The sequence below is a fragment of the Aliiroseovarius crassostreae genome (assembly GCF_049803815.1).
GTDB classification, from domain to species: Bacteria; Pseudomonadota; Alphaproteobacteria; order Rhodobacterales; family Rhodobacteraceae; genus Aliiroseovarius; species Aliiroseovarius crassostreae_A.
This window is the reverse complement of sequence record NZ_JBNAGI010000002.1, coordinates 318,906-338,513: the sequence shown is the minus strand read 5'-3', so window position 1 is coordinate 338,513 and position 19,608 is coordinate 318,906. Positions and strand designations below refer to the sequence as shown.

The window sequence follows — 19,608 nt, the reverse complement described above, 5'->3', positions numbered from 1 at the left end:
TGAAACCGTAGGGACCCGGACTGGGACCGGGTCCGATCCGATCACTTCAACAAGGCCGCCTCATGCTTTTTCAGCGTGCGGCGTGCGGCTGAGAAGTCTTCCAGCCCTTCCTGAGTTTCAAGCTCAGGGAAGAGTTCGAAGATCTCGTTGCGTTGTGCATTGCCGATCCCCTTGAGCGAGTAATCCCCCGGCTGGAAGCTCTCGGTCCAGGCGCCATCCGACAGCACCACTTCGTGGTTGTCGAACATGAAGTGGATATAGGTGGTGCCGCGGGTTTCGACCTGGAAGATCCCTTTGTTATCAACCAGGTGCTTGGCCGCCACCAGCACTTCGCGTTCGTCGAAGTACAGCGCGGTGCGATCATTGGCGACCAGAACACGGTGGTTCGGGCTGACCAGCATGTCACGTTCCGGCAGACCATTGCCCAGCGACCCGGCCGCGATCAGGATCGGCTTCAGGTGGTTCGAGCTGTTCAGCTCTTGCCAGCTGATCGGCTTGGCGCCGGTCCAGCGAATTTCCTGAATACCGTTGTCGCGGGTGATCACCCGGTCCCCGACCTGCAGCTCTTCGACCCGACGCTCGCCTTTCGGCGTGGCAATCAGGGTGCCCGGCGTGAAGCAGGGGATGACGTTCTCGATATTAAAGAACTCCATCGTGCCGGTGCTGGCGCCGTTTTCGTCGAAAAATTCGACCACACCGTTTTCGTCATTGTTCGGGTCATAGGTGACATGCAGCGACCCATTGGTGGGCGCGGAACCGGTCAGGTCCAGCGTGTCATAATCATCGCCGCCTTCATTGCCATCGACATGATCGCCTGCGTTGACATTGACAAAGGTGTCGCGGTCATCGCCACCGAACATGTCATCTTCGCCGATGCCACCATCAATCAGGTCATCCCCCTGACCACCGATCAGGCTGTCATCGCCTTCGCCACCAAAGATGGTGTCTTCGTCGATGCCGCCGTCGATGGTATCATTGCCATCGTCGCCATAGAGCACGTCGTCATCGTCCTGACCATAGATCAGGTCGTTGCCGTCGCCACCGTGGATCGTGTCGAGCCCATTGTCCGGGCGCGGATCCAACGCGTCGATGATGTTCAGATCATCGGTGCCTGAACCAAGGCCACCCCAGATCGTATCATCGCCGGTGCCGCCTTCGATATCGTCAGCGCCGTGGCCACCGATGATCGAGTCATTGTCCGCGCCACCATCGATGATGTCATCATCAAGGCCACCGTCGATGCTGTCCTCACCAGTGCCACCGGTGATGGTGTCGCGGTCGTCACCCGTGGTGATGGTGTCGTTGCCGGCACCCCCATCGACGCTGTCACGATCATCTTCCATATCGGTGTCTTGCGGCACATAGGGCGCAAAGCCGTAATCCGACGCAGGGTCCGATCCCGACGTGTCGATCACATCATTGCCATCGCCGCCGTCCACGGTATCCGAGCCGTCTTCGCCGCGGATGATATCATCGCCCACGCCGCCTTCGATCTCATCATCACCGTCACCGGCGTAGATGTCGTCATTGCCTTCACCCGCCAGGATGGTGTCATCCCCAGCGCCAGCAATGATGATATCATCATTGGGGCCTTCGCCCGGCAGGATCTCATCATTGTTGTCCACCATGTCGCCCTGCGGGTCACCGGTGTAGTTCACATCAATGAGGTCATCCCCGGCCGTGCCATGAACAATCCCGTCCAGCGGCTGTTCTTCCACGGTGACTGTCACCTCGGCGGTGTCCGTGCCCCCGTTTCCGTCATCAACGGTGTAGGTGATGGTCGCCTCGCCCTCAAACCCCGGGGTGGGATCAAAGGTGATGGTGCCATCGGGGTTGATAGTCACATCGCCATTGGGCGAGCTGGCCGCAGTGACTGTCAGCGGATCCCCATCCACATCGGTGTCATTGTCGAGCACCGGAATGGTCACCGCTGTGTTGAACGGGGTGGTGGCGGTGTCGTCATTGGCCTCGGGTGCGTCATTGACCGGGGTCACGGTCACGGTCACTTCGGCGGTGTCCGTCCCACCATTGCCGTCATCGACGGTGTAGGTGATCGTGTCGGTGCCGTTGAAATCCGGGTCCGGTTCATAGGTCAGCGTGCCGTCCGGGTTGATCGTCACCGTGCCATTCGGCGCAGAGGCCGAGGTCACGGTGAGCGGATCGCCGTCCGGATCGGTATCATTGTCCAGAACCGGGATGTCGACCGAGCCATCCTCGTCAACTGTCGCCGTATCATCCTGCGCATCCGGGCCGTCATTCACCGGGGTCACGGTCACGGTCACTTCGGCGGTGTCCGTCCCGCCATTGCCGTCATCGACGGTGTAGGTGATCGTGTCGGTGCCGTTGAAATCCGGGTCCGGTTCATAGGTCAGCGTGCCGTCGGGGTTGATCGTCACCGTGCCGTTCGGCGCAGAGGCCGAGGTCACGGTGAGCGGATCACCGTCCACATCCGTATCATTGTCGAGTACGGGAATATCGACAGACCCGTCTTCGTCCACGGTGGCCGTGTCGTCATTGGCATCCGGTGCGTCATTGACCGGGGTCACATTCACGGCCACTTCTGCCGTATCCGTCCCACCGTTGCCGTCATCGACGGTGTAGGTGATCGTGTCCGGCCCGTTATAGTTGGGATCAGGTTCATAGGTGATGGTGCCATCGGGGTTGATGGTCACACTCCCATGGTCCGCCGTGGCCGAGGTCACGGTCAGCGGGTCGCCATCCGGATCGGTGTCATTGTCCAGAACCGCGATGGTTACGCTGTCGTCTTCATCCACCGTCGCCACATCATCATTGGCGGTCGGGCCGGAGTTCGGCGGCAGGATCACGTTCTCGATATTGATGAATTCCATCGTACCGGTCGGATTGCCATCGTCGTCCAGAAAGGTGACCGTGCCGTTTTCCGGGTTGGTCGGGTCATATTCCACCTTCAGCGGACCGGAGGTGGACAGATCCAGCGTGTCATAATCGTCGCCGCCTTCGCCACCATCGACAAAGTCACCGGCATTGGCCCCGTTGAACATGTCACGGTCATCGCCGCCAGACATGTTATCAACACCGGCCCCGCCGGTGATCACATCGTCGCCAGCCTGACCATAGATGGTGTCATCGCCTTCGCCACCATCAATTGTATCGTCACCACCATCAGCCAGATAGTTGAATTCCCCACCATCCGTCGACCCAAAGTTGGTTCCGGAATTGACCCCACGCGAGGTCAGAGTGAATTCGATCGAGGTGGTTGGACCAAATACAGTTGCGACCTGACTATCCGGGTCGTTGGGGTCGGTGTTATCCTCGGTGCCATTGGCGACAAGCGTGCCATTGGTAAAGCTGACATCCAGGGAGCTGTCGGTGGGAACCCCCACATTGACAAGGGCCGGGTCAGTGATGGTCAGGACCTCGTGACCAACATTCTGGTCCAGATCTGCAAAGACGATCCCCGGTTCAATCTGAACAGGCTCTCCGGTGGATTGATCAAAGAACTCAAGTTTGAAACTTGCCGTTTCCCCGTTCATCGACCCATCGTTGTTGCCATTCAGCAGAATTTCGTAATCCGTGCTGTTGGCCAGATCCACCTGAAGGTCATCGCTGGATTTGCTCGTGAGCACCAGGCGGGCTTCGACAATTGTGCCATCGTCCAGAACAGCAACATTTTTATAGACAACACTGTCGCCGGCCGTGGCGCTGGAAGAACCAGATGTCTCGGACCCCGGTTCGACATTCGCAAAGTTCAGCGAGACCGGGTCGATGCCTGTGTCGCTGCCCGCGCTGGGGTCAAAGCTGTCTCCGAAAATGATGTCATCTTCTGTGCCACCATCAATATCATCGTCACCGGAACCGCCCGAGATCAGATCCTCGCCGCTTCCACCTTCAATGACATCATTGCCCTCTTCGCCGAGAATGGTGTCATCGCCTTCGTCGCCATGCAGGACGTCGTTGCCCGCCCCGGTGCCACCCGAACCAATCCCTTCGGCCACATCAAAATACACGTCCGTGATATTGATGCCCGAATTGTTGTCGCCATTCTGCGAATGCTCGATCACGATCTTATCGACCGGACCGGCAATGTTGATGGTGGCAGAATAGTTTTCGCTGGTATCGGCCTCATAACCGCCCTGGCTGTCGATGGTTTCCACACCGGCATGACCGTCTGTATCCAACAGCGTCAGGTTGGACCCGGCGTCGAACTCGATCTCAACCCGTTCGCCATCTACCCAGGCATAAACCTTGACCACGCCATCGCCATCAATGTCATTGATATTGAAGGAAACATTCGAAACTGCGTGTTCAAATTCGATCTTGTGGACAGCTTCGTTGGATTGGCCATTCAGAATGTTATCGAGCGAGCTGTTGTCGTCAATCGCGGCCCCATCGCCGGTCATGTCGTTTACATTCTGCGCGTCCGTCGAAAACTCGGTGGTGGCCCCCGAGCTTTGGCTGACCAGCGTGTAGGTTACATCGACATTGCCGGTGTTTTGGGTGAACCCGGTGATGGCGTCGCCATCGTCAACCGCGCCCGAGCTATCGGGGTCAGGCGCCAGATCCCATTCAAAGCTTTCACGCACGGTGTTCCCGGTGCCCGCACCGCCGTCGTTGTCGCCATAGATCAGGTCATCGCCCTGTCCACCGTGAACGGTGTCATCACCCGCACCGGCATAAACATCATCATTGCCAAGGCCCGCTTCGACGGAATCATGGCCGTCCCCGGCCAAAATGATGTCGTCATTCGGGGCTTCACCAGCCAGGATCGCATCACCGGCATCCACCATGTCGCCATGCGGATCCCCGGCATAGGATGCGTTGATCACATCATTGCCGCTTGTGCCCTGCACAATGCCATCCAGCTGCGGGTCCGGCGCGGCCAGGGTGGTGTTGTCCACGCTCTGGTTCGTGTACCAGCCATTGAACGTATCGCCGGTGATCTCGACAATCTCGACATTCGAGATCTCAAGATTGTCCAGCGTGCCATTATTGTGCAGGTCAGAGATGAACAGATCGCCGTTCTGCATCTGCATGACCACCACTTTGATGGTCTGGGTAGACCCATCGGCCAGGGTGACTTCAACCCGCGCTTCCATCGTGCTGTCGGTATATTGGCTGACCGATCCCGACCCGGTGTTGTAGGTGATATAATCGTTATACGGGTTGCATTCGTCATCTTCCATGACGCCATCATGATCCCGGTCAACCGAGGTCACTGTCACCAGGCTCATCTCGGAATGATCACGCGACACCCCCACCAGATTATTGGCGTGCTCCGAGGTGTAATCCCCTTCATAGCTGTCCGTCGTTGCGAAATTCCCAAGGTAAATCAAAGTTGGGTATGTATAGGCAGTCATATCAATTAATCCCCTTGCTCATCACCACAGTACGCGCCATCCGGACGCCCCCCCGCGGGTCATCTGCATTGTTTTCTTTTTGGTGAAACGTGTTTTTTCTTTCATCACCGCCAGAGAGCGACCACAGGCGGATCGCGGCCTTCCCAGCCACGTTTTTGACACCTGTTTTCGTCAACAATGCACTCATCGCTCTTCCCCGTTCAGTGTTCATCCAGACCCGATGTGGAACGATGCAAGCCACGGATCTCGACCACACAAACGTCACCCAATACGCGCCAAACATGAGGAGAGAGGCCCAGTTCAGGACCAAAGATGCAGACATAGGGCGCATCTGCGCCGCTATCGTCTTCACATCAATATGTGCCAATTTACCACCCGGCAAACAGCGGACACACTCTCCCCATGGGTTCCACCATGGTTTTGTGCGGCCGCCCCCGTGGCCTATAGACATCGCCCCCCAGTTGGGCCCTTACAATTTATCGAAATCCGCGACACATCCAAAGGGGAAAAGCGACCGCATCGCGGCATGGCCAGGACGAAAAGGTTAATTTCTTTCGAAAACCGGGGCCTTTGCCGCACCCTGCGATCCGGGCATTGTTTCCTCAGATGTGGCATTTTTCAATCAAAGGGTGATAAATAACCGCTGAAACTCGGCCAAAATCCGCTTACGACACCTCTGGGTTGTATAACCAAGACGCCGCTGCGTGATGGTGGAGGCATTTGTTTCCGATGCCGTGACAGTTCCGCGCGGGTTAACCAGTAAACAAAATACATTCGATTTTTCGATATTCTGACCTAATTTCGACGGAAAAAGTTGCAAACTCCCCACCAATATCCCCCCGAAAACAGCATTGAGGCGAAAATGGAAACATTAACAGTGAAAACGAGAATCAGTCCAATCGCGAATCTCCGACCGCCAAAGGGTCCAACAAAGGTGCCACAAAGATCTGCGAAAAACCGCCGACAGGTCCCGTCCCAATCCCTCTTCCCGCCCTCTTCCCGGGGCGATTTGACGGGTTTCCAAGGCAGATCTGATAAAAACATAGCGTTTTACAGGCTGTCGAGACTGCGTTTCAGGTCGTCCAACAGCGCCTCGGTGGGCTCGCAGCCAATCGACACGCGGACAAATCCCGGGGGCACGCTGTCGCCCCATCTCGCGCGCCGTTCAGCAGAGGAATGCACCCCCCCAAACGACGTCGCCGGGCGCAGAAAATCCGCCCCCGCAATGAACCGCTCCGCCGCCGCCTCCCCCTGCAGGGTCAGGGACATCAGAAACCCAAACCGGGCCATCTGACGACGGGCCAGATCATACGAGGGATCCGCCGGCAATCCGGGATACCGCAATGCGACCAACGCCGGGTGCCCCTGCAGCGCGGTGGCAATCTCTGACGCTGACCGGCACATGCGCTCAAACCGCACCTCCAACGTTTCCAACCCGCGATGTAGCAGCCAAGCCGCCTGAGGCGCCGGAATGGCCCCCGACATTTTACGCCAGTCTTTGATCCTCAAAAGCATCGCATCGTCACGGGTGGCCACATGACCCATCAACAGGTCGGAATGCCCGCCGGGGGCCTTGGTGTCCGAGGCGACGACGATGTCGGCCCCCAGATCCAACGGGCGCTGCCCCAGGGGCGTCATGGTGGTGTTGTCGACAATGCTGATGCCCCCCGCCGCCCGCACCCGCGCGGTGATTGCGGCAAGGTCACACAGATCCAGCCCCGGGTTGGACGGGGTCTCAATGAACACGACCTGATAGGTCGACATGTCGTCATGGTCATAGTCCAGCGTCGGCTTTTCGATGATCTCGACGCCAAGACCGGCCAGGAATTGCTGCGCCAACACGCGGGTGACGTAGTAGCCATCGGACGGGATCAGCACCCGGTCGCCCGCTTTGACCGTGGCAAAAAGCGCGGCCGAAATCGCCCCCATGCCCGAGGGAAACGCCACGCAGGGCGCGTCTTCGAGGTGGCCCAGAAGATGTTCGAGCGTGTCCCAGGTGGGGTTGTCCACCCGTCCATAGCCCGCAAATCCGGTTGGATCGCCCGGCAGGTGAAACATCGAACTGGTCACCAGCGGCGGCGCAATGGGCGCGCCTTTCGCAAGCCCCTGCCCGCGCAGATGCAGCGCCTTTGCGTATTTCTTCTGATCGGACATAAAACCCCCTCCACTGCTCGCGCCCCATCATAGGGGCCGCAGATCGGGGTTGGCGAGGAGTTTGGTACCCAAGGCCGGACTCGAACCGGCACGCCCGAAGGCGGGGGATTTTGAATCCCCTGCGTCTACCATTCCGCCACTTGGGCACTGACCACCGGATACAATCGCACCGCGAGGAGGTCAACGGGGGAAAACACGGTTTTTCGATAAAGTGAGGCCCCGCGTCGGGTTTTCACGACGCGGGGCCAATTCATGTCATGCGTGGTCCGCGTGCCCTAAAAGAGAACCCCCACCAGCCACAGGGTGATGCCCGGAAACGCCACCAGAACCACCACGCGGATCAGGTCTGACAGCACAAAGGGGGCCACGCCACGATAGGTTTGCGCCATCGGAATGTCGCGCGCCATCGAGTTGATAATAAAGAGGTTCATGCCCACAGGCGGGGTGATCAGACCAACCTCGACCACAATCAGTGCGAGGATCCCGAACCAGATGCCCGCCTCTTCCGGGGTCAGGCCGAAATCCAGCACTTCGACAATTGGATAAAAGATCGGGATGGTCAAAAGGATCATCGACAGGCTGTCCATCACGCAGCCAAACACCAGGTAGGCCACCAGCATCATTGTCAAGACGATCAGCGGCGCAAACCCCTGCCCGGCCACCCATTCCGCCAGCTGTTGCGGGGCTTGGGTGAAGGCGAGGAACGAGTTGAAGATCTGCGCGCCCAGCACGATGAAAAAGATCATCGCGGTGGATTGCGCGGTGGCAAGGATGGATTGCAGGAACCCTTTCCAGGTCAACCCGCCGGTCATGATCCCGTAAATCCCGGTCGCCGCCGCGCCCACGGCCGCGCCTTCGGTGGGGGTAAACAGCGCCTGCACACCGGCCTTGCTCCAGTTCCAATCCCCGGCAATGCCGCCCATAACCAGACCAAAGATCACGACAACCGGCCAGATCGACAAGAGCGTGCGGAAGCGATGCCCATAAGGCACGCGTTCCGCGGTGGTGGCGCTGTCAGGGTTGATGCGCACCATCACGGCCACGGTCAACATATAGCCAAGTGCCGCCAGAATGCCCGGCACCAGCGCTGCGATGAACATTTTCACGATGTTCTGTTCGGTCAGGATGGCGTAAATCACCAGGATCACCGAGGGCGGGATGAGAATGCCCAAAGTGCCGCCTGCGGCCAACACGCCGGTCGACAGCGCATCGGAATAGCCGCGTTTGCGCATTTCCGGCAGGGCCACCTGCCCCATGGTCGAGGCGGTCGCGAGCGACGATCCACAAACCGCGCCAAACCCCGCACAGGCGCCAACCGCGGCCATGGCCACACCGCCCTTGCGATGCCCCAGCCAGTCGGAGGCCGCATTGAACAGCGCCCCGGACATGCCGGATTTGGTGGCAAACTGTCCCATCAGCAAAAACAGCGGCACAATCGACAGAGAATAGCTGGAAAACGTGTCGTAAGAGAGGGTTTTCAACTGGCTCAGCGTCACCTTCGGGTGGCCCATCATGTACCAGATGCCGAAAAACCCGGTCAGCCCCATCGCAAGCCCAATGGGCAAGCGCAGGAAAATCGCCAAAAGCATCAGTACAAAGGCGAGGATTGCAAGTTCGATACCGGTCATACGTGGCTCTCCTTGCCATCCAGAACCCAATTGAAGGACCGCCAGGTGGTATAAGCGGCGACGAGCAGGAAGAAACCGGCCCCGATGGTGCACAGGCCAAAGGGGATCCACAGCGGCACTTCAAGCTCATAGGTGCTTTCTGCGAAAAACGGTTTGGGGCCCAGGTTGAAGAACGCGCGCGTCGCGTCCGACCCATAGGGAAACTTCTCGCCAAAGCCGAGCCACAGACGCCACAGGATAATGAAGGCCGCGCCGGTCAGCATCACGTCGCCGATGAACCCAAGGATCGCCTGTTTGCGGTCCGACAGGCGCGCGATGAAGATGTCGACGGTCACATGGCCGCGTTTCAGCTGGCACCAAGGCATGAAGGCAAACACCGCAACCGCACAGCCCATTTCGACGATTTCGAAATCGCCTTTGACCGGCATCAGACCGAAACCCGACAAGGCCCGTCCGATGATCGATACGACGGTGGTCAGGGCAATGGCCACCAACACCGCCCCGCCCGAATAGGCCATCCAGCGGCTGAGAAATTCCATGAGGCGCCCAATGCGTTCTTGCGCAGATTTCGCGATCGCCACGATGCCCCCTCCCTCTTTGTTTCGCCCGGTTCACTGCCGGGATCTTATGAAAACTCCGGGCAGATCACGCAGATCCGCCCGGAGCAATTCGTCACGACCGGATCACTGGTCAGCGTATTTGGCAACCAGTTCTTTTGCGTAGGCCACCATGCCTTCGCCATCCAGACCTTTTTCGGTCATATCGGCGGCCCAGGCTTCGACCTGTTTGTCGCCCATGGTCTTGATCTCAGCCACCAGCGCCGGGTCCAGCTCGTGGATCTTGTTGTCGGTGCCGGCCACGATTTCACGGCCAATCACGTCCCCTTTGTCAAAGGATGCCCCAGCCCAGCCCGAGGTTTCCAGGCCCGAGTTTGCGTCAATCACCGCTTTCAGATCATCCGGCAGACCGGCATAGGTGTCCTTGTTCATCGCCCAGATGAAGAACGTGTTGTAAAGCGACCGGTCGCCCGGGATCTCGGTGTGGCTGTCGGCCAGTTCATGCACTTTCAGCGGCGGGACGATTTCCCACGGGATCACGCCGCCTTCGACAACACCTTTCGACAGGCTTTCCGGGAAGGTCGGCAGCGGCATCCCCACCGGGGTCGCGCCCAGCGTTTCAAACAGCGTATTGGCCTGACGCGACGGGCCGCGCAGTTTCAGACCGTCAAAATCGGCCAGTGCCATCACCGGCTCGCCTTTTTTGTGGATCACACCGGGGCCATGCACGTGGGTGGCCAGAAGTTTGACGTCGCCCATCCGCTCCATCAGGTATTTTTCCGAAAACTCCCATGCGGCTTTTGAGGAGGCTTCGGCATTGCGCCCGGTCATGAAGGGCAGTTCAAAGGCTTCGGCTTCCGGAAAACGACCCGGCGTGTACGCGGGCAGCGCCCAGCCGCAATCGATCACGCCATCGCGGATCTGGTCGTAAAGCGCCTGCGGTTTGCCGCCCAGTTGCATCGCCGGATAAAGCTCCACCTTGATGCGGCCGCCGCTGTCTTTCTCTACTTTTTCAGCCCACGGCGTCATGAAATAGAGCGGCGTCGAGCCTTTGGGCGGCAAGAAGTGCTGACAGCGCAGGGTCACTTCTTGTGCAAAACTGGCTGATGCGGTGGCGCCCAAGGCCACAACGCCCAAAAGTGCTGATTTCAAGGTGAGTTTCATTTCGCTTCCTCCCAAAACGCGAATATTTCATTTCTTACGGGGCAAGGCCCGTCAGCCTAATAAAATTGCCCGTCAAGGCGATAGAAGCAGGCTTGGCGCGATTAGGCAAGAACTTTCGACCGTCCGGTCGGCTTTACTCTTCGCGCGCTATCCTTTCGTAGCGTCTAATCGTTGCAAGCGCAACATTTTGCTTAACCTGTTAGGTTTCCGTAACAATTCGTCGGATTTCGATAAGCACGCAGCCTGCCCGGTTCACGAAATGAACCGGACGACAGGAATCACTTTTGCAGTCCCCCGGGCAGAGATCGTTACAGACGATTGGTCGAAAACGTATCACATTGCTGGATATCGCCGCTGGTATATCCGGTTTCAAACCAGCGCGCACGTTGTTCGGATGTGCCATGGGTGAATGTGTGCGGCATCGGTCTGCGCCCGGCATTGCGTTGCAGCGTATCATCCCCGATCTGACGGGCCGCATTGACCGCCTCTTGCAGGTCGCCCCGCTCCAGCGTGCCAAACTGCTGTTGCACCTCGCGCGCCCAGAGGCCTGAAAAACAATCGGCCTGAAGTTCGATCCGCACGGAAATCGCATTGCTTTCGGCCTCACTGACCTGCTGACGCACCCGGTTCGCCTTGCCCAGGATACCCAATTCGTTTTGCACATGGTGGGCGACCTCATGCGCGACCACATAAGCGGCGGCAAAATCGCCCCCGGCCCCAAGTTTGCGCGACAGGGTGGTGAAAAACGCGGTATCGAGATAGACCTTACGATCCCCCGGACAGTAGAACGGACCTGTGGCGCCAGAGGCCCCACCGCAGGGACTTTGCGTGACACCTTTATAAAGGACCAGCGTGACGGGGTTATATTCCGTGTTCAATTGTTCGCGGAAAATCCCGGCCCAGACCTCTTCGGTATCGGCCAGCGTGACGGATACAAACTCGCCTGCCTGCCGGTCGGCTTCGGTGATCTCACCTCCGCCCGATTGCGGCGCCAGGCTGTCTTCCAGAAGCGGGGTGACATCCACTCCGGTAAAGTAGCCAAGAGCCAGGACGGCAATCAGCCCAAGCCCGCCAAGTTGCAACCCACCACGCGCGCCCCGGCCGCGTCGATCTTCGATATTGCGGCTGCCGCGCCGACCTTTCCACTTCATCACACCCTCCACCTGACAAACAGGACCAGTTTACCCGTCAACGCGCCCACAGCAAGTTTGTTCCCTTGACCTTGCCCCCCGGTCATGTTTCGTGGAGAAAAAGATAAAATCCAATTGAGACGAGCATGATCAGGCGCCTTTACAACTGGACCATGGGACTGGCGGAACACCCACAGGCGCTTTGGGCGTTGGCAGTGGTGGCCTTTCTGGAAAGCTCGGTCTTTCCGATCCCGCCCGACATCCTGATGATCCCGATGATCATCGCTGCGCCGCGCAAGGCCTTCGTGATTGCCGGGGTGGCACTGGTGGCCTCTGTTCTGGGCGGCATGTTCGGATATCTGATCGGTTGGGGGGTGTTTGAAAGCGTGGGCCGCCCGGTGCTGGAGTTTTACGGCAAGGCCGACACGTTCGAGACCTTCTCGCAGACGTATAATGACTGGGGGGCCTGGGCGGTGCTGATTGCCGGTGTGACCCCCTTCCCCTACAAGGTGATCACGATCCTGTCCGGGTCGACGGGGCTGAATTTCTGGGTCTTCATGGTGGCATCCATCATCGCCCGGGGCCTGCGGTTTTTCGTGGTCGCCGCCTTGCTGTGGAAGTTCGGCGCGCCGATCCGCGACTTTATTGAAAAACGATTGGGCCTTCTCTTCACCGCCTTTGTGGTGATCCTTCTTGGTGGCTTCTACCTGGTGAAATACCTATGAACATGATCCGAAACCTGACCTTCACCCATCTTGTGCTTCTGGCAACCGCCGGGTCGATCTTTGTGCTGGGCGGTGCTTTTGCCTTTCAGGCGCTGGGCTATACCCCGTGCAAATTGTGCCTGTGGCAGCGCTGGCCCCATGCCGCCGCCATTGCGCTGGGCGGCGCGGCCGTGGCCACGCAGAAACGCCTAATCGCCTGGCTGGGCGCGGGGTCTGCCCTGATCACTTCGGGCATCGGCTTTTATCACTCGGGGGTCGAACGCAAATTGTGGGAAGGTCCAAGTTCCTGCACGGGATCCGGCAATATCGGTGCGCTCAGCCAGGAAGATCTTCTGAACTCGATCCTTACCGCGCCACTGGTGCGCTGTGATGAAATCCCGTGGGAGCTGTTTGGCGTGACCATGGCGAACCTGAATGCGCTGGGGTCTCTGGTTCTGGCCGGGATCTGGGTGATGGCGGCGCGCAAGGCGGACTAATCCCCCGGATTGTTCCCTCTGACCGGCCCCGCACATACCTGCGATCACATGCGATCAGACGCGCACCCAATTGTCGCCAAAGATGGCATCAAATTCAGCGTCTGAAACCTCTGACAGGCTGACCAGATGCAAAAAACTCTCTCCTCCTACACGGATGGTGTTTACAACTGGCTGGTCAAAGCGATCAAGTGAGGTTGTCACCTCAAACGTCACACCGTCGGGCAGGTTATCAAAGGCCAGATGGTCAACCCCCGGTTCGAAATTGATGATCTGAGCAAAATTTTTACCGTTGTCAGGCCCATGCGCCGCGACATGGTCGACATAGCTGTCCATGTCGATCCGCACCACATCGCGACCTTCGGTTTCATCCTCGCAATTGATCAAGGCTGTGCGCTTTACGATGAACGTATCGTCGCCATTTCGTCCATTGGCACTGGTGTCTTGCTCGATGGCTGCGGGGTTTTCATCAAGAATGGCATAATAGTTGTCCTCTTTGTCGATGATGAAGAGGTCATCCCCTTCGCCGCCGATCAATGCGCTGCCATGTTCAAACTCATTTCTGGAGTGGATCGTATCATCGCCTTCCCCGGCATAGACCACTGCCCTACCATGGGTATGAATGACATCATCCCCTTTTCCACCCGAAACCTCACCACGCGGACCGGAAAAGACGATGCGATCATCGCCGTCATGCGCATTCACGTCATTGACGAATTCTCCGGCAATCAAAACATCATCGCCGTCCGTTCCATCCATACTGTAGCTGTCGCGCGTGTAAACGTCACCCGACATATCCCTTGTTTCATCCGGGTCACTTTGCAGCTGTACGGAAATGCGCGAGGGATCAACACCTTCAACGCCTTTCAAAAACGCGGCCTCCACCCCGTTCAGGGATACAATTGTACCGGCCCCATCGGGCAGGATTGTCTGATCCAACAAGGTGTCATGGTCGTCTCGTGAATACTCCGCGAAACTGATGGCAAGGCGATCTTGCTTGTCGTCGAAATCCTCGATGGTCACCATGGTTTCGGGCGCACGATCCTGCAGATCTTCAAGCGAGACAATCACATCATCTGCGCCCTCTCCGGTGATGACCACGTCTTCACCAGCGGCATGGATCGTGTCATCCCCGTTTCCGCCAATCAGCGTATCCGGCGCGTCATCATCCTTCACCCCAACGATCTGAATGCCACCATCATAGGAAGCAGGCGTGACCCCTGGGAAATCCTGCAGGTCCGATCCTGCAATCAGGTCATTGCCGCCTTTCCCATCGATATAATCGGATTTCTGTGTGCCAATCAGCGTGTCGTCGCCGTTGCCACCTTCAATCAGATTGCCCGTGACGTTTGCATCATCGGCGTCATTGCCAGATGTATCGTCATTGCTTGATCCATCGTCATTGGCATCGTTGTCATCATCGCCATTGAAAATGGCATCAACCAAAAAGCCGGTCCCAGCCAGGCCCAGCAACATCATTAAATAAAACATCCCACCACCACTTGAAAAATGCATTCAAATCAAGTGGACCTTAACCGATCGTTAATGCGGTAACCGATCGTTAATGCGGTGCAAAGCGGCTAAACCGCCGCATCCCGAAAGTAACTGTTATCGATTGCGCAACAATTGCCGCAGCATCCCATGGAACATCTGCACATCCTGACGGGTCAGCGGCATCCGGCTCCACATATTGCGCAGGGCCACCTTCATCACCTCGGCTTTGGTCTCGGGGAAAAAGAACCCGTGTTCATCGAGCCGGGTTTCGTAATGTTCGGCCAGCTTGTCCACTTCAATCACGCTGGCGGTTTCCGTGGTCGGCAGTGACAGCACTTCATGCTGCACCTCCACCGACTGGCGGCGGAATTCATAGGCGGTCAAGAGCACACATTGCGCAAGGTTCAAGGACGCAAATTGCGGATTGACCGGCACGGTGATGATCGCATTGGCCACCGCCACATCATCATTTTCAAGCCCCGTGCGTTCCGGGCCAAACAGCACCGCCACCTTGCGGCCCTCGCTCTGCATCTGGCGGGCGTATTCCATCGCCGCTTCCGGGCTGAAGATCGGTTTGCTCAGCTCGCGTGAGCGCGCCGTGGTGGCAAAGACGAAGTCGCAATCGCCCACCGCCTCGGCCACGCTGTCATGCACCGTCGCCGCATCCAACACCCGCCCCGCGCCTGACGCCATCGCCACCGCATCGGGGTTGGGCCAGCCATCGCGCGGCTCCACAACCCGCATCCGCTCCAGCCCGAAATTCAGCATCGCGCGCGCTGCGGCGCCGATATTGGCCCCCATCTGCGGGCGCACCAGCACAATTGCGGGATCGGGCCCCATGTCCGCAGACTTCTCGCTCATCTCATCAGACCTTTCCAAAACTCCGCGCCGTGATACGCTGCCCCCACCCCGATTTGCAAGACGAGAGAGGACGCGAGCGATGGCGATTGACCCGGAAATCTATGAGATCCTGTCCCGCGATCTGGCGGCAACCCCGGATGTCGCAGAGAAAAAGATGTTTGGCGGCGTGGTCTTCATGCTCGCGGGCAATATGCTGTGTGGGGTGCACAAAGGCGGCGCCATGTATCGGGTTGGCAAAGACAATCATGCGGCGGCGCTGGCATTGGATGGTGTGGACCACATGGCGTTTACCGGACGCAAGATGGGGGGCTTTGTCGACGCCAGCCGGGAGGCGCTGGAGGATGACGCGATCCGGGGCGCGCTTTTGTCCCTCGCGCTTTCCTTCGTGGCCACCCTGCCCGCCAAGTGACACGCCCTCTTGCAAAAACCGCCAATTCGCACAATAAGCGCGGAAAGGTTTTAGACGGGCGTCTGGAAAGGATCATGACATGGCAGAGCAACAAGAGATGGAACATCCGCAGCTTTACCTGCTGACCCCGCCGGAATTTGAACTGTCGACCTTTCCGACCCAGCTGGCACGGGTGCTCGACAACACCGAAGTGGCCTGTCTGCGCCTGACCCTCGCCACCCATGACGAAGACCGCATCATGCGCGCCGCCGATGCCTGCCGCGAGGTGGCCCATGCCCGCGACGTGCCGATTGTGATCGCGGAACATGCGCTGATGGTGGAACGGCTTGGGCTGGACGGGGTGCATCTGGGTGACGGCGCGCGCCGGATGCGCAAAACCCGCACCGATCTGGGGCAAGACGCCATTATCGGCGCTTATTGTTCCGACAGCCGCCACGAGGGCATGAACGCGGGCGAAAACGGCGCGGATTACATCAGCTTCGGCCCCGCAGGCCATTCCGCGCTGGGCGATGGCACCCGCGCGGAACGTGACCTGTTTTCCTGGTGGACCGAGATGATCGAAGTCCCCGTGGTGGCCGAAGGGGCGCTGGACGTCGAAATTATCCGCGAACTGGCCCCGATCACCGACTTTTTTGCCATTGGCGAAGAGATTTGGCGCAGCGATGATCCCGTTGCGGCGTTGGCCAGCCTCACCGACGCCATGAAAGGCTAATCATCCAAGCTTCGCCGGGTAGACCTGAGGGGTGAAAGGCGTGTTTTGGCACGCCTTTTTTATGCGGATCGCGCGCCTCGCAAGGTCAGAACATATTCTGAACCGCTTCTGCCCCCGAATGCACATCGCGCGACGCGCCTTTCACCGTTTCACAGGCGGACAAAGCCACGAGGGCCAGAAGGCAGGTGGCAAGAAGGGATTTGGTGCGCATGGGACTGCTCTCCAGTATGTATGGTGTCAGATAACGTCTGATTTTGCGCCAAAATACCGGGAAATCTCTGCTGATCAAACAGGGAAACGCGGGCGGGGGAGCAATTTTCACCGCGTATTTCGCCCGAGCCTTCCAAACCGCCGTCGCTTTATTGCTGATGAATGCTGCCCAGCCCTTCGTCCGGCGCATGTTGGTTCTCTACATCCAGTTCGCCCAGGCCCGCGCGAATCTCTCTTTCGCAATGGGCGGCAAGCGCCTTGCGGTTGGGAAAATCCGTCACCTTGACGGGGGTGTGATACACCACCTCAACCCGCCCCTGACGCCGTGCGGCAAGGGTTTCCAGAAGATGCGGGGCAAACTCCATATCGCCCCACCAGCCATAGAAACTGGCACGTTCCCCCTTTGGCGCAAAATACCGCACGGTTACCGGCTGCACCCACATGAAATCACGCAGTTCTGGCGCGAAGAACGCCGCAAAAAGTGTTGATTTAAAGGGAAGAACCCGGCGCGCATCAGAGGATGTGCCTTCCGGAAAAAACAGGAGTTTATGCCCGATGGACAGGCGTTCGCGAAAGACTTCGATCTGATTGGCGGCCTCTTTGCGGTCACGCTGGATGAACACCGTCCCGGTGGCCCGCGCGAGCCAGCCAATGCCCGGCCAGTTCGCGACCTCAGCCTTTGACACGAAATAGACCCGCTTCTTGGCGTTTAGCGAAAAGATATCAAGCCAGCCTCCGTGATTGGCCACCACCGCGCCCTTCTCGCGCATCTGTTGCCCGATGGTAAGGAACGGGATGCCCAGAATGACAAAAGCGCTGCGACAGACGAACTGGGTGATATAGGGCGTGATGGGCCGACGTTTGCCATAAAAGGGCCGTTCAATCTGGCGCACCAGAAGCAGAACCAGCAACCCGCCAAACACCAATAGCGCCAGCGGCACCCCGCGCAATACCGCCCGCAAGATCCCCCCCGGTCCCGGCCGAAACACATGCGGTTCATCGACGCCATGCCACAGCGCGCTCATACCCGGCGTCCCTTATCGCGTTCAGTGTAAAAGGCCTTGTGCTTGGCGCTCATCAGCTCGGTATCCATGATCAGGCAGACATCGGTCGTGTTGAAAGCGTGATCCACATAGGCCCCCTCGCCCACATAGCCGCCAAGCCGCAGATAGGCCTTGATCAGGGCTGGCACCGCCCGCATGGCTTCCGGTCGGTTGATCTGGCCCTCCGGCAGCAGGTTCATCTCTTGATACACATCGGGCTGAGCACGGGTGCGCAGGTGCGCTGGCGCAAGATGGCGATGGTGAAGCAACGACAACGGCGCCTTGAGCGCGTCAATATCCGTGCCATGAAATGAGGCGACCCCAAAGAGCACCTCGATCCCGTGGTCCAGCACGTAATCACCCAGCCCATTCCACAAATGCATCATCGCCGGGCCCCCGCGATAGTCGGGATGTAGGCAGGACCGGCCAAGTTCCAACAGCTTGCGCCCCGAGGATGTCAGCGTTGAAATGTCATATTCATCTTCGGAGTAAAACCGCCCCGGTCCACCGTTTTCAAGCGCCACCTGATCATCGCGCATCAGACGGTATACCCCAATGGCGGGCGATCCCTCACGCGCGTGATCAAACAGGATCAGATGATCGTAATAGGGATCAAAGGCGTCTCGCTCCAACCCTGCCGCGTGATCCACAAGGGCACCGGCGCTGCCCAACTCGCGAACAAACACGTCATAACGTAACCTTTGCGCGGCCATAAGGTCATCCTCATCGCGCGCCAGGCGGATCTCGAATTGTGGGCCTGTTGCCTGCATCATCCGGGCCTTGATCTGTTTATCGGCGGTTCTACGCCACGGCGGGCAAAGTGGCAACGGGATCGCACACACGCAACAGTTGCGAAGCCCCCATGGATTGTCTAGAATTGAGTGTCATCAGGATCAAAAACAGGCAACAGCTCAATCACTTGCGTATCAATCACCTGCTTGCCCGCATGTTCGAAATTCGCGGTGACCTTGCCCCCGATATTCGACTGCACCTGCCCCAGCCCCCAATCGGGACGGTCCGGGTGGTGCACCAACATGCCGGGTTCCAACAGTGACATCATTTTTTGGCCTTTCACGTATAGGAGCGCCTTATGACCACCGAAACCAGAGATCTGACCGCCTTGATCGGTTCGCGCATCTGCCATGACCTTATCAGCCCTTTGGGCGCGATCGGCAATGGGGTCGAGCTGTTGGAACTGTCCGGTTTGGGCGACAGCCCGGAAATGGCGCTGATTTCGGAAAGCGTGCAGAACGCCAATGCGCGGATCCGGTTTTTCCGCATCGCGTTTGGCGCAGCGAATGAGGATCAGCGCGTGGCGGAAAGCGAGGTGCGCGCGGTGCTGGCGCCGGGGGCAGACAGTCGCAAGATCGACATCACCTGGAACCCCACGGGCGATCAACCGCGCGGCCAGGTGAAACTGGCGTTTCTGGTGCTGCAATGTATGGAAACCGCGATGCCCTGGGGCGGGCGGATCGTGGTCAATGAACAGGACGGACATTGGAGCCTGTGGGCGGAGGCCGAGCGTTTCAACGCCGACCCTGCCCTGTGGGGGTTGTTGACCCAGCCCAACCCGGACCTGGACGTGTTGCCCGCACAGGTGCATTACGCCTTGGTGGCCCCCGAACTGTCGCGTCAGGGGCGACAGGCCGAGGTGAACCTGTCAGATCAATCAATCAACGTATTGTTCTGAAAATGATTTGCGCTGCGTGCAA

The 19,608-nt window shown here is 58.5% G+C and carries 18 protein-coding genes and 1 tRNA gene; 5 read left to right on the top strand and 14 right to left on the bottom strand.

Going from position 1 to position 19,608, the window contains the following annotated elements:
- Positions 1-41 precede the first annotated feature (41 nt).
- The 8 genes from ACP15V_RS07430 to ypfJ form a co-directional block, all read right to left on the bottom strand.
- Entirely contained in the window at positions 42-5,336 is a 5,295-nt protein-coding gene (locus ACP15V_RS07430) for an Ig-like domain-containing protein (RefSeq protein ID WP_424943036.1), read from the bottom strand.
- A 1-nt stretch (position 5,337) separates the two neighbouring features.
- Positions 5,338-5,523, bottom strand: coding sequence for a hypothetical protein (locus ACP15V_RS07425; RefSeq protein ID WP_424943035.1), 186 nt, complete (start codon positions 5,521-5,523; stop codon positions 5,338-5,340).
- Between the two features lie 863 nt (positions 5,524-6,386).
- Complete coding sequence (locus ACP15V_RS07420) at positions 6,387-7,490, bottom strand: cystathionine gamma-lyase (RefSeq protein WP_424943034.1); 1,104 nt, start codon at positions 7,488-7,490, stop codon at positions 6,387-6,389.
- A gap of 62 nt (positions 7,491-7,552) precedes the next feature.
- A tRNA-Leu gene (locus ACP15V_RS07415) sits at positions 7,553-7,636 on the bottom strand.
- 129 nt (positions 7,637-7,765) lie between these two features.
- Positions 7,766-9,118 carry a TRAP transporter large permease gene (locus tag ACP15V_RS07410; RefSeq protein WP_424943033.1) on the bottom strand — a complete coding sequence of 451 codons (1,353 nt, stop codon included), beginning with the start codon at positions 9,116-9,118 and terminating at the stop codon, positions 7,766-7,768.
- A complete protein-coding gene (locus tag ACP15V_RS07405; RefSeq protein ID WP_424943032.1) occupies positions 9,115-9,699 on the bottom strand; it encodes a TRAP transporter small permease in 585 nt (194 codons plus the stop codon). Before ACP15V_RS07405 ends, ACP15V_RS07410 begins: the two co-directional genes overlap by 4 nt.
- Before the next feature lie 102 nt (positions 9,700-9,801).
- Complete coding sequence (locus ACP15V_RS07400) at positions 9,802-10,839, bottom strand: TRAP transporter substrate-binding protein (RefSeq protein ID WP_424943031.1); 1,038 nt, start codon at positions 10,837-10,839, stop codon at positions 9,802-9,804.
- A gap of 308 nt (positions 10,840-11,147) precedes the next feature.
- Positions 11,148-11,990 (bottom strand): KPN_02809 family neutral zinc metallopeptidase, encoded by an 843-nt coding sequence (ypfJ, locus tag ACP15V_RS07395; RefSeq protein ID WP_424943030.1) that lies wholly within the window; start codon positions 11,988-11,990, stop codon positions 11,148-11,150.
- 125 nt (positions 11,991-12,115) lie between these two features.
- Here ypfJ and ACP15V_RS07390 point away from each other — a divergent pair, with 125 nt between their 5' ends.
- Entirely contained in the window at positions 12,116-12,694 is a 579-nt protein-coding gene (locus tag ACP15V_RS07390) for a YqaA family protein (protein ID WP_424943029.1), read from the top strand.
- Positions 12,691-13,170, top strand: a complete 480-nt coding sequence (locus tag ACP15V_RS07385; protein WP_424943028.1) for a disulfide bond formation protein B — start codon at positions 12,691-12,693, stop codon at positions 13,168-13,170. The genes ACP15V_RS07390 and ACP15V_RS07385 overlap by 4 nt, the downstream gene beginning before the upstream one ends.
- A gap of 54 nt (positions 13,171-13,224) precedes the next feature.
- Here ACP15V_RS07385 and ACP15V_RS07380 read toward each other — a convergent pair whose 3' ends face one another.
- Both ACP15V_RS07380 and ACP15V_RS07375 read right to left on the bottom strand, forming a co-directional pair.
- On the bottom strand, positions 13,225-14,658 hold the full coding sequence (locus ACP15V_RS07380; protein ID WP_424943027.1) for a hypothetical protein: 1,434 nt from the start codon (positions 14,656-14,658) through the stop codon (positions 13,225-13,227).
- 117 nt (positions 14,659-14,775) lie between these two features.
- Positions 14,776-15,501 carry an RNA methyltransferase gene (locus ACP15V_RS07375; protein WP_424943394.1) on the bottom strand — a complete coding sequence of 242 codons (726 nt, stop codon included), beginning with the start codon at positions 15,499-15,501 and terminating at the stop codon, positions 14,776-14,778.
- A 100-nt stretch (positions 15,502-15,601) separates the two neighbouring features.
- On the opposite strand from ACP15V_RS07375, the gene ACP15V_RS07370 reads away from it, so the two are divergent.
- Positions 15,602-15,931, top strand: a complete 330-nt coding sequence (locus ACP15V_RS07370; protein WP_424943026.1) for a TfoX/Sxy family protein — start codon at positions 15,602-15,604, stop codon at positions 15,929-15,931.
- A gap of 79 nt (positions 15,932-16,010) precedes the next feature.
- Complete coding sequence (locus tag ACP15V_RS07365; protein ID WP_424943025.1) at positions 16,011-16,643, top strand: thiamine phosphate synthase; 633 nt, start codon at positions 16,011-16,013, stop codon at positions 16,641-16,643.
- A gap of 85 nt (positions 16,644-16,728) precedes the next feature.
- Here ACP15V_RS07365 and ACP15V_RS07360 read toward each other — a convergent pair whose 3' ends face one another.
- The 4 genes from ACP15V_RS07360 to ACP15V_RS07345 form a co-directional block, all read right to left on the bottom strand.
- On the bottom strand, positions 16,729-16,854 hold the full coding sequence (locus ACP15V_RS07360) for an entericidin, EcnA/B family (RefSeq protein ID WP_424943024.1): 126 nt from the start codon (positions 16,852-16,854) through the stop codon (positions 16,729-16,731).
- 148 nt (positions 16,855-17,002) lie between these two features.
- Entirely contained in the window at positions 17,003-17,878 is an 876-nt protein-coding gene (locus ACP15V_RS07355) for a lysophospholipid acyltransferase family protein (RefSeq protein ID WP_424943023.1), read from the bottom strand.
- Complete coding sequence (locus ACP15V_RS07350) at positions 17,875-18,666, bottom strand: GNAT family N-acetyltransferase (RefSeq protein ID WP_424943022.1); 792 nt, start codon at positions 18,664-18,666, stop codon at positions 17,875-17,877. The genes ACP15V_RS07355 and ACP15V_RS07350 overlap by 4 nt, the downstream gene beginning before the upstream one ends.
- A 101-nt stretch (positions 18,667-18,767) precedes the next feature.
- The gene (locus ACP15V_RS07345; RefSeq protein WP_424943021.1) at positions 18,768-18,956 is read right to left on the bottom strand and encodes a DUF3553 domain-containing protein; all 189 of its coding nucleotides are present in this window, start codon (positions 18,954-18,956) and stop codon (positions 18,768-18,770) included.
- Between the two features lie 30 nt (positions 18,957-18,986).
- Here ACP15V_RS07345 and ACP15V_RS07340 point away from each other — a divergent pair, with 30 nt between their 5' ends.
- Positions 18,987-19,586: a histidine phosphotransferase family protein gene (locus ACP15V_RS07340; protein WP_424943020.1), complete on the top strand. Its 600-nt coding sequence runs from the start codon at positions 18,987-18,989 to the stop codon at positions 19,584-19,586.
- The last annotated feature ends 22 nt before the right edge of the window (positions 19,587-19,608 follow it).

What these genes read in the sequence shown, in the direction of transcription:
- ACP15V_RS07430 (WP_424943036.1), bottom strand. Translation starts at nt 5,336, where the DNA reads ATGACTGCCTATACATACCCAACTTTGATTTACCTTGGGAATTTCGCA.
- ACP15V_RS07425 (WP_424943035.1), bottom strand. Translation starts at nt 5,523, where the DNA reads ATGAGTGCATTGTTGACGAAAACAGGTGTCAAAAACGTGGCTGGGAAG.
- ACP15V_RS07420 (WP_424943034.1), bottom strand. Translation starts at nt 7,490, where the DNA reads ATGTCCGATCAGAAGAAATACGCAAAGGCGCTGCATCTGCGCGGGCAG.
- ACP15V_RS07410 (WP_424943033.1), bottom strand. Translation starts at nt 9,118, where the DNA reads ATGACCGGTATCGAACTTGCAATCCTCGCCTTTGTACTGATGCTTTTG.
- ACP15V_RS07400 (WP_424943031.1), bottom strand. Translation starts at nt 10,839, where the DNA reads ATGAAACTCACCTTGAAATCAGCACTTTTGGGCGTTGTGGCCTTGGGC.
- ypfJ (WP_424943030.1), bottom strand. Translation starts at nt 11,990, where the DNA reads ATGAAGTGGAAAGGTCGGCGCGGCAGCCGCAATATCGAAGATCGACGC.
- ACP15V_RS07390 (WP_424943029.1), top strand. Translation starts at nt 12,116, where the DNA reads ATGATCAGGCGCCTTTACAACTGGACCATGGGACTGGCGGAACACCCA.
- ACP15V_RS07385 (WP_424943028.1), top strand. Translation starts at nt 12,691, where the DNA reads ATGAACATGATCCGAAACCTGACCTTCACCCATCTTGTGCTTCTGGCA.
- ACP15V_RS07380 (WP_424943027.1), bottom strand. Translation starts at nt 14,658, where the DNA reads ATGTTTTATTTAATGATGTTGCTGGGCCTGGCTGGGACCGGCTTTTTG.
- ACP15V_RS07375 (WP_424943394.1), bottom strand. Translation starts at nt 15,501, where the DNA reads ATGGGGCCCGATCCCGCAATTGTGCTGGTGCGCCCGCAGATGGGGGCC.
- ACP15V_RS07370 (WP_424943026.1), top strand. Translation starts at nt 15,602, where the DNA reads ATGGCGATTGACCCGGAAATCTATGAGATCCTGTCCCGCGATCTGGCG.
- ACP15V_RS07365 (WP_424943025.1), top strand. Translation starts at nt 16,011, where the DNA reads ATGGCAGAGCAACAAGAGATGGAACATCCGCAGCTTTACCTGCTGACC.
- ACP15V_RS07360 (WP_424943024.1), bottom strand. Translation starts at nt 16,854, where the DNA reads ATGCGCACCAAATCCCTTCTTGCCACCTGCCTTCTGGCCCTCGTGGCT.
- ACP15V_RS07355 (WP_424943023.1), bottom strand. Translation starts at nt 17,878, where the DNA reads ATGAGCGCGCTGTGGCATGGCGTCGATGAACCGCATGTGTTTCGGCCG.
- ACP15V_RS07350 (WP_424943022.1), bottom strand. Translation starts at nt 18,666, where the DNA reads ATGCAGGCAACAGGCCCACAATTCGAGATCCGCCTGGCGCGCGATGAG.
- ACP15V_RS07345 (WP_424943021.1), bottom strand. Translation starts at nt 18,956, where the DNA reads ATGATGTCACTGTTGGAACCCGGCATGTTGGTGCACCACCCGGACCGT.
- ACP15V_RS07340 (WP_424943020.1), top strand. Translation starts at nt 18,987, where the DNA reads ATGACCACCGAAACCAGAGATCTGACCGCCTTGATCGGTTCGCGCATC.